The following is an 8,306-nucleotide window of genomic DNA, read 5'->3' as shown; positions in this document are numbered from 1 at the left end:
GCGACGGCCGTGCCGGGAGGGACGGTGCCAGCTGGCACCGGGCCTCCCGTCCGCCCTGTGGTCGCGTCGAAGACGCGTCAGCCTTCCCAGGGCCAGTACGTCTGGCAGGTCTCGGGGCTGCCGTTCGTCGAGTTGCACACCTGCACCGGGCCCCAGAGTGCGACGGCGACGAACGCCACCTGTAGCACCAACATGCCCAGGCCGACGATGAACAGGGCGCGGACGCGGCGACGGTCGTCGCGGACGCCGGTCAGCAGCGAGCCGAAGGCGGCGAGCAGCCCGCCGGCCGGGACCACGAGTCCGAGGACGACGGTCACGGTCATCAGGAGCGCGAATTCGCCTCGGGTCGCGCCGAAGCGTCGACCGGTCTGCACTGCAGTCACGGAAGTGAGCTTATTGGCCTTCGGGCCACGCCGATGCGCCCACTTCGGGCGGGCCGCCGACCGCGGTTCAGCCGCCGCTGCGCTCCCGGCGGCGCACCCGCAGCGTGCCGATCCCCTGCACGATGCACAGGACGCCGCTCGCGACGACGATGACCCCGGTCACGATCCGGCCGACGGAGAACCCGCCGAACAGCAGTGGGGCGACCGCAACAGCGATGAAGATCGCGCCCATCACGATGACGACGACCGGGTTCTGGGCGACGAAGAAGTGGCGGCCACCGTTCGCCTCGGCGATGGCGCGGTCACGCGCACGTGGGACGGCGTCGGGGGACCGACCCGCGCGACGATCTGCACGCCGTCGACGGCTGCGCAGGACCAACCACACCGCCGCACCGATGACGACGGCCGCTCCGATCGCGATCCACTCGACGAGCTGGAAGAACCCGAAGACGAGCAGCAGGACGAACCCGACCACGACGCCCGCGAACATGTCCGTGGTCATCCGGTCGGTCCGGCCGTCGACGCTCGTGACGTAGCCGGGGCGACGTTCGTACGGATCGTGCTCGTCCACCGCCGGTCCGTCGGCGCGTTCGGTTCCCATGCACCGAACGTACCGACGGCGCTGGGGAGCCGTCCGGTTCAGCCGACGCGCGCGGCTGGCTGCTCGGCCCGGGCTGCGGGCGCCGGACGCCGTTCGCGCATGATCGCCACCGCCTGGCGGAGCGACAGCCCCGGCAGGTAGGTGCGGACGATGGCGACGCCGATCGTGGGCAGCGCCACCGGGTCCGGGTACGCCATCACCAGTGGGTGCAGGTCGGGGCCGAACTTCGCCTTGAAGCGCAGCAGGGAGCGGAACCCGTAGACCGGTTCGAGGGCTCCGCCGACGACGTCGAGGACCGATTCGACGCCGCTCCGGCCGCCGGTCTGCGGTTCCGCCGAGGACGCGAGCGGTGCCGCGGACAGGCTGAGCCGCTCGGCCCCGTCGGCGCGCATCCGGTCGACCGCACTCGCGACCAGGAACTCCATGACGCCGTTCGGGGCGTCCGGGGCGCGGCGCATCACGTCGAGTGTCCAGCCGACCACCTGGCCGGCGCGGTGGGCGGGCAGCCAGCTGGTGACGGCGAGCACGGTGCCGTCCTCGCCCAGAGCGACGAGCGTGCGGACGGCGGGGTCGCGCATCTCGTCGATCCCGCCCAGGGTGAACCCCATCTCGGGCAGTTCGCGCTCGGCGACCCACTCCTCCGAGATCGCCTCGATCTGGCGGGTGACCGAGCCGGGCAGCGAGGCCCAGTCCGACCAGAGCGCGGTGGTGCCGGAGCGTGCGGCCTTGTTGACGGCCGTGCGGACGTCTTGCTTGCGCTTGCCCGTGGTCGTCCAGGTGCGCGGGTCGAGGTCGGCGTCCTCGGCGACGGGAAGGGTCGTCCAGCCCAGTCGTGCGAGTGCAGCACCGAGGGTGGCGTCGATGCCGTAGAAGACGGGCGTCCAACCGTGGTCGTCCGCGGCCCGTGCGAAGCCCTCGAGTGCTGCGAGCCGTGCGTCCTCGTGGCCGAAGGGGCCACCGGTCGTCACGGCGACGCTGCCGGTGCGGTGGTACGCGACCCCGGCGCGGCCGTCCTCGGTGAACCAGTACTCGTTGCCGGGCCAGGTCGTCATCCACCCGAAGGTGTCGCCACCGCCCGCGACCAGCAGGGCACGAGCGGCCACCCGGGCGGCGTCCTGCCCGTCGAGGTCGCTGTCCGAGCGTCCGGCACCGGTCGGCCGGACCGCGGCGATCGCCACCGCCAGCCACAGGAGTGGGCCCGAGATGCCCACGACGAACCGCAGCGCCGGCTCGGCCAGTGCCAGGTGTGTGGGCAGGGTCACGGGGGCGATCGGGCCGAGCACGGCGAGCGCCAGGTGCAGGGGCTCCCGCACGCTGTCGCCCGAGGCCACGGCGACGCCGACGACGACGACCGCGAGCACCAGGGCCGCGCCGGCGACCGTGATCGCGAAGGTCAGCAGTCGTCGCCGGTCGGTCCGGACCGGGAAGTCGGCGCGGCGCAGGACGAGCACCACGGCGGTGGCGATCGGCACCAACACCGATGCGACGAGGGAGAGCGATACCGCGAGGTGGTCCGATGCCAGACGCTGCACGACGGCGTGGTGCCGCTCGGGCAGCACCCCGTACGACACGGCGGTCGCGATGCCGGTGATCAGGTCGACGGTCACCACAAGCCACAGCGCGAACCGGCTGCCACGCCGGAGTCCCACGGCGCCGACCGCCAGGACCACGAGCGGCATCACGGCCAGCAGCGACTGGAACAAGCCGTGCGGGTGCACCGCGGCGAGCGCCCGGACACAGCTGGCGGTCACCCCGGTCACCGAGCAGTGCGGCATCCTCCCGGTCGGCCCGGTGTCGAGCACCACGGCGAGCGGGGCGAGCAGTCCGAACTGGGCACCGGTGACGAGCGCGAGCACGGGTCCGACCGCCGACACCGTCACCGCGGCCACCAGCAGCACCCGGGTCTCGCGTGAGGAGCTCCGCGTCCAGCCGCTCCGCACCGGGGACCGTCGCAGCACGCGACCGAGCACCAGGCCGACGACCAGGGCGAGCGCCGCGTGCAGGTCGGACGCGTGTCCGGCGTAGAGGAGCAGTGCCGCGACGACGGCGATCGACACGACCCGGATCCGGCGCCGCCACAGGGCGCCGGCGAACGCGCTCGCGGTGACGATGGTGCCGACGATCCACGTCCAGGGTCCGACGTGCCCCAGGTGTACGAGGAAACCGCGGTTCGCCGGGGCGCCGTCGAACAGCTGCAGCACGGCTCCGAGGCCGGTCCCCACGACGGTCGTGACGACCATCGCGAGCAGGGTGCGCCGCCAGCCGAGCAGCCGTTCGGACGCCCCGGTGCACACCACGACGGCGACGAAGGTGACGAGGAACCCGACGACGCTGCTCGTCACCGCGACCACGCCGAGCGGACCCATCGTCCCGCCCAGGGAGTCGGGCGTCCGGCCGTCGTGCGCACCGACGCAGCGGAGCACCACGGCGGCGATGCCGGCGACGACCGTCAGGGCCGAGACGACGCTCGTCAGCGGGTACCGACGGGCCACCGGCACGAGACGCTTCGGTCTCGCCCATGCGAAGGCCGCGGCCATCGCGCTCACCGGAGGCCCAGGTGCGCGATGACGCCGGGCATCCCGACGCGCAGGGCGTAGCGGACGGTGTTCCAGTCATGGGCGGAGCCCTCGGACACGAACAGCCGGGTCTGCATGCCGGCGGCGTTCGCGGCGGCGCGGAGTGCCCTGGTCGACGCGACGTAGGGGGCGTCGTCGCTGCCGTAGGCGAACACCGTCAGGTGCCCGGGGTAGGGACCGTGCGCACGCATGATCGCCCGCGGTGCCGCTGCGGCGTACCGCGAGGCCGAGCCGCCGAACCCGTACTGGATGCTGTGCTGGACGGAGCCGTTCAGGGGTGCGAGCTCGCTCGAGATGGCGAAGGTCGTGCCGAACACGCCGGGGTGTGCGGTGGAGAACTGCATGGCGCACGTCGCGCCCTGCGAGAACCCGACGATGCCCCAGGCGGAGGGGGACGCTCCGACGCGCAGGTGCTGCCGGATCCAGTTCGTGGTGTCGGTCATGATGTACGTCGCGGAGCGGCCGAGGGACGAGTCGACGCACATCGGGTTGCGGTCCGGCGCTCCGAGCTGGTCGGGTGCGACGACGATCGGGGCGAGCCCGTGGTGTGCCGCAGCGAAGGCGTCCATCACCGCGCCGAGCCGGCCGGCCTGGAACATGTCGCTCGGCTGGCCGGGTTGCCCGGCGAGGCTGATCAGGACGGGCAGGGTCGGCGGTCGTTCGGTCAGTGCTGCGGGCGGCAGGTACACAACCGCCGGCCGTGCGTGGAAGTGGGAGACGGTCGACGGGATGTCGACGGAGAGCACCTTCCCACGCCGCGGCATGCCGGCGGGTGCCCGCCAGGTGGCCGGGTCCACCACCGGACTGGAGGCGCGCCCCACCCCCGTCTCGTGTCCCAGCGGACCGGATGGGTACGGATCCGTCGTCACGGCCTGCTCGATCGTGCGGTACGCGCCGAAGTCGACGTTGACGCCGAGGACGGCGGCCAGCGCCACCGCCACCGCCGCGAGCAGGCCGAGGACGCGGCGCAGCCAGCCGCCCTGGACGACGACCACGACGAGCAGGCCGACACCGCCGAAGGCCAAGGCCACCCACATCCGGGTGACCGGCGTGAACGACACCCCGTACAGGTCCTGCACGTCGCCGAACCACCACACCGCGACCAAGCCGAGCACGGCTCCGACGGCCATGGCGCCGAGCCGCCAGACCAGGCCCCGGACCGGGTGCCGGGAGCGACGACCGAACGCGGGCAGGAGCGCGGCGACGGTGAGGAGCACCGCGATGACGTCGACCGGGACGAGCACGGACGGTGCGACGACGGCGATGTGGAACAGGGGTCGGAGCAGATCGTGGAACATGGGGCCTCCCGGCGGACGTTGCCATCGTGGCGGTGGCCCGCTGCGAACGGGGCACCGAGGCGCTTCCGGTTCCCACAGTTCCCACCTGCCCCGCTCCCAGGAGACGCCCGAACAATCCCCAGTGAAGCTTCCTGCGCGCCAGCGTCACCGGAGCTCCCGGTGGCCGCATCTATGGTGAACGGGTGACGCACGACGGATCAGCACGGGCAGCACTCGCCGCGGTCGCTGCGGACGGCTGGGGCGACGCCGGGCCGATCGGCGAGCCCGGCGGGACGTCCACCCCGCGACGGGCGGCCGTCCTGATGCTCTTCGGCGTCCTCGACCGCATCCCGAGCGACCGACCCGCGACGGCACCCGGGGTCCCGCGCGACCTCGACGTCCTGCTCCTCGCCCGGGCCACGACCCTGCGCGCCCACGCCGGCGAGGTCGCGTTCCCCGGCGGGCGCATCGACCCGGGCGACGTGGACGCCGTCGCCGCCGCACTGCGCGAGGCGCAGGAGGAGACGGGCCTCGATCCCGCCGGCGTCGAGGTGCTCGGCCCCCTGCCCGCCGTACCGCTGGCGTTCTCGAACCACCTGGTCCAGCCGGTCATCGGCTGGTGGCGGGACCCGTCACCGATCCACGTCGTCGACGAGCACGAGTCGGCCGCGGTGTTCCGGGTGCCGGTTGCCGATCTGCTCGACCCGGCGAACCGCGGCGTGACGGTGATCCGCCGCGGTGGTCAGGAGTGGCGCGGAGCAGCGTTCACGATCGAGGCCGACGGCGACGACCACCTGGTGTGGGGCTTCACCGCGATGCTGCTGGATGCACTGTTCGACCGACTCGGCTGGACGGAACCGTGGGACCGGGACCACGAGGTGCCGCTGCCCGGCTGAGCAGCGGAAAGGACAGCGGGTCGGCCCGCACCGCATCGACCGCGTGGGCCACGGCCCCGATGACGACGACGTCGGCGCCGAGCGACGACGCGACGAGTTCGGGCACCGGGTCGAAGTGCCCCTCGGCGAGCAGGTCGCGGGCACGGTCAATGACGGCGACCGCCGGTTGGGCGATCGCGCCGGCGACCACCACGCGGTCGATGTCGAGCAGGCTCGCGAGCAGGACGCAGACCCGGGCCAGGCGGTCGCCCAGGCGGTCGACGATGGTGCGCGCGACCGGATCACCGCTCCGTGCGGCCGCGAACACCAGTGCGGCGTCCGCGGCGAGCGCGGCGTCCGCGGGGATGCGCCCCGCGGCGACGGCGTCGGCCACGAAGGTTCGGGCGACGGCGCCGATGCCGGCGGACGAACCGACGCCCTCGACGAGCTCGAGCACCCGCATCTCCCCCGCTCCGCCGTGGGCGCCGCGCAGCAGGACCCCGTCGACGACGAGGCCCGCGCCGTAGCGTTCGCCGGACAGCAGCGCCGCGAAGGACGCGTCACCCGAGGACGGCCGTTCGGCGAGCGCGGCGAGGTTCGCATCGTTCTCGACGAGCACCCGCCCGCCCGGCACGGTGCCGTCGAACCCCGGGTTCATCCGGACCCAGAAGCCGCCGTCGTCGGGCGAGGCACCGGCGGCGTCGACCGGTGCGGGGACACCCACGACGGTGACCAGGACCCGGGTGCGGTCGACGCCTGCCGAAGCGAGCGCAGCGGCCACGGTGTCGGCGATGACCCGGAGCCGCACGGGCACGTCGAGGCCAGATGCACCGAGCGCCCCCTCGGCACGGCCCAGGACGGTGCCGCGCAGGTCGGCGACGAAGGTGGTGACCCGGTGCTGGCCGGCGTCCACGCCGACGACGACCCCGGCGACGGTGTCGAGTTCGTAGCGCCGGGCGGGGCGTCCCATCCGGTACTCCCCCGCGGCACGGGCGTCGTCGAGCTCGCGGAGCCAGCCGAGCCGGACGAGTTCCTCGGCCGCACCCAGGACGGTCGACCGGGTCAGCCCGGTGGCGTCGATCGCCTCGGTCGCGGTGAACGCCGCGGAGTCGAAGGCGTACGCGAGCAGCGTCTCTGCGCTCGTTCCACGGGGTGGCGGCATGCCGTGACCCTATCGTGCGACGAGTTCCTTGCAGAATTAGATTTTCTCGCTACATTTAGTTCCGCGGGCTGCATCGGAGCCGCTCGCGGGACGGAACGGCAGGGACGCCGGGTCCGGACGGACGGAGACGACGTGCAAGCACACGCCACCGCCAGGAACGCAGCCTCGGTCAGCCGACGCTCGTTCCTACTGGGAGCGGGCGGCATCGGGGCGGGCCTCGCGCTCGCCGGGTGCGCCCCGATCGGGTCCTCGAGCGCCAGGCCGGAGACCATCACGTTCTACGTGTCGAAGCCCGAGGTCATCGGCTACTTCGACGAGCTCATCGCACGGTTCCACCAGACCCAGTCGAAGATCCGGGTCGTCCGCGACTCGACCTCGAGCATGTCCGCGAACTTCGTCCGGAACCGACCGCCGGACCTCGGCTGCTGGAACTACAACTTCTCGGTCGTGCCGTTCGTCGAGCACGGTGCGCTGACGGACCTGTCCGACCTGCCGCAGGCCGACACCATCAACCCCGACCTGTGGCCGCTCATGGAGCAGACCGCCGACTACCCCGGCCGGAAGAGCGCCCTGCCCTACTCGGTGACCGCGGCGTCGGTGATCTACAACAAGGCACTGTTCGCGGAGCAGGGGATCGAGGTCCCGACGACGTGGAGCGAGTTCGCCGACGTGTGCGAGCGCCTGACGAAGGCCGGCATCGCGCCGATCTACGGCACGTTCAAGGACAACTGGACGATCGCCCAGGGCATGTTCGACTACTCGATCGGCGGCATGATCGACACCCCGGCGACCTTCGAGGCCCTGCGGCGCGAGGGCACGAACGTCGGAACGGGATCGGCCGTCTCGTTCGAGCGCGACCTGCGGGAGCCGATGGAGCGCATGGTGCGACTCCGCGCCTGGCACCAGGACGGCGCCGCGAGCCGTGGGTACGGCGACGGCAACCTCGCCTTCGCCCAGGGCAAGGCGGGCATGTACCTGCAGGGACCGTGGGCGCTCGGTGAGATCGCCAAGACGAACAAGGACATGGACCTCGGCACCTTCCCGCTGCCCGTCACCGACGACCCGGCCGACCGGAAGGTGCGCGTGAACGTCGACCTGGCCCTCTGGATCCCGGAGGCGTCGCGCAAGCAGGAGGCCGCCCGCGAGTTCCTGACCTTCCTGATGCAGTCGAAGGTCAACGACCAGTACAACGCGGACAACAACGGCTTCGGCGTGCGCAAGGACGCTCCCCCGGCGTCGAACCCCGCCCTGCGCGGCATGCAGTCGTACTACGACGACGCAGCCTTCTACCTCGGTGCCTCGCAGCTCATCCCCGCCGAGATCCCGGTCGCGAACTCCGCGCAGTCGATCGCCTTCGGCGGCGACCCGCAGCGCCAGCTCCGCACCCTCGACGCCGACTGGGCGCGTCTCGCGCTCCGCTCGGCCGCGTAAG

The 8,306-nt window shown here is 72.7% G+C and carries 7 protein-coding genes; 2 read left to right on the top strand and 5 right to left on the bottom strand.

The genetic code is table 11. From position 1 onward, the window contains the following. Positions 1–77: 77 nt before the first annotated feature. From BIU95_RS14365 to BIU95_RS14350, 4 genes are all read right to left on the bottom strand, one after another. Entirely contained in the window at positions 78–383 is a 306-nt protein-coding gene (locus BIU95_RS14365) for a hypothetical protein (protein WP_139179816.1), read from the bottom strand. 67 nt (positions 384–450) lie between these two features. Continuing rightward, entirely contained in the window at positions 451–984 is a 534-nt protein-coding gene (locus tag BIU95_RS14360) for a hypothetical protein (protein WP_017888427.1), read from the bottom strand. A gap of 38 nt (positions 985–1,022) precedes the next feature. Then, the gene (locus BIU95_RS14355; RefSeq protein ID WP_083389392.1) at positions 1,023–3,521 is read right to left on the bottom strand and encodes a bifunctional lysylphosphatidylglycerol flippase/synthetase MprF; all 2,499 of its coding nucleotides are present in this window, start codon (positions 3,519–3,521) and stop codon (positions 1,023–1,025) included. A gap of 5 nt (positions 3,522–3,526) precedes the next feature. After that, complete coding sequence (locus BIU95_RS14350) at positions 3,527–4,858, bottom strand: esterase family protein (protein WP_017888425.1); 1,332 nt, start codon at positions 4,856–4,858, stop codon at positions 3,527–3,529. A gap of 254 nt (positions 4,859–5,112) precedes the next feature. On the opposite strand from BIU95_RS14350, the gene BIU95_RS17845 reads away from it, so the two are divergent. Further along, entirely contained in the window at positions 5,113–5,733 is a 621-nt protein-coding gene (locus BIU95_RS17845) for a CoA pyrophosphatase (protein WP_231564054.1), read from the top strand. Here BIU95_RS17845 and BIU95_RS14340 read toward each other — a convergent pair. Continuing rightward, entirely contained in the window at positions 5,645–6,874 is a 1,230-nt protein-coding gene (locus BIU95_RS14340) for an ROK family protein (protein ID WP_017888422.1), read from the bottom strand. The genes BIU95_RS17845 and BIU95_RS14340 overlap by 89 nt on opposite strands. 132 nt (positions 6,875–7,006) lie before the next feature. On the opposite strand from BIU95_RS14340, the gene BIU95_RS14335 reads away from it, so the two are divergent. Continuing rightward, positions 7,007–8,305, top strand: coding sequence for an ABC transporter substrate-binding protein (locus BIU95_RS14335; protein ID WP_071251976.1), 1,299 nt, complete (start codon positions 7,007–7,009; stop codon positions 8,303–8,305). The last annotated feature ends 1 nt before the right edge of the window (position 8,306 follow it).

It is taken from the genome of Curtobacterium sp. MCBA15_007, assembly GCF_001864905.1.
Lineage (GTDB): Bacteria > Actinomycetota > Actinomycetes > Actinomycetales > Microbacteriaceae > Curtobacterium > Curtobacterium poinsettiae.
This window is presented reverse-complemented; position numbering and strand designations above follow the sequence as displayed.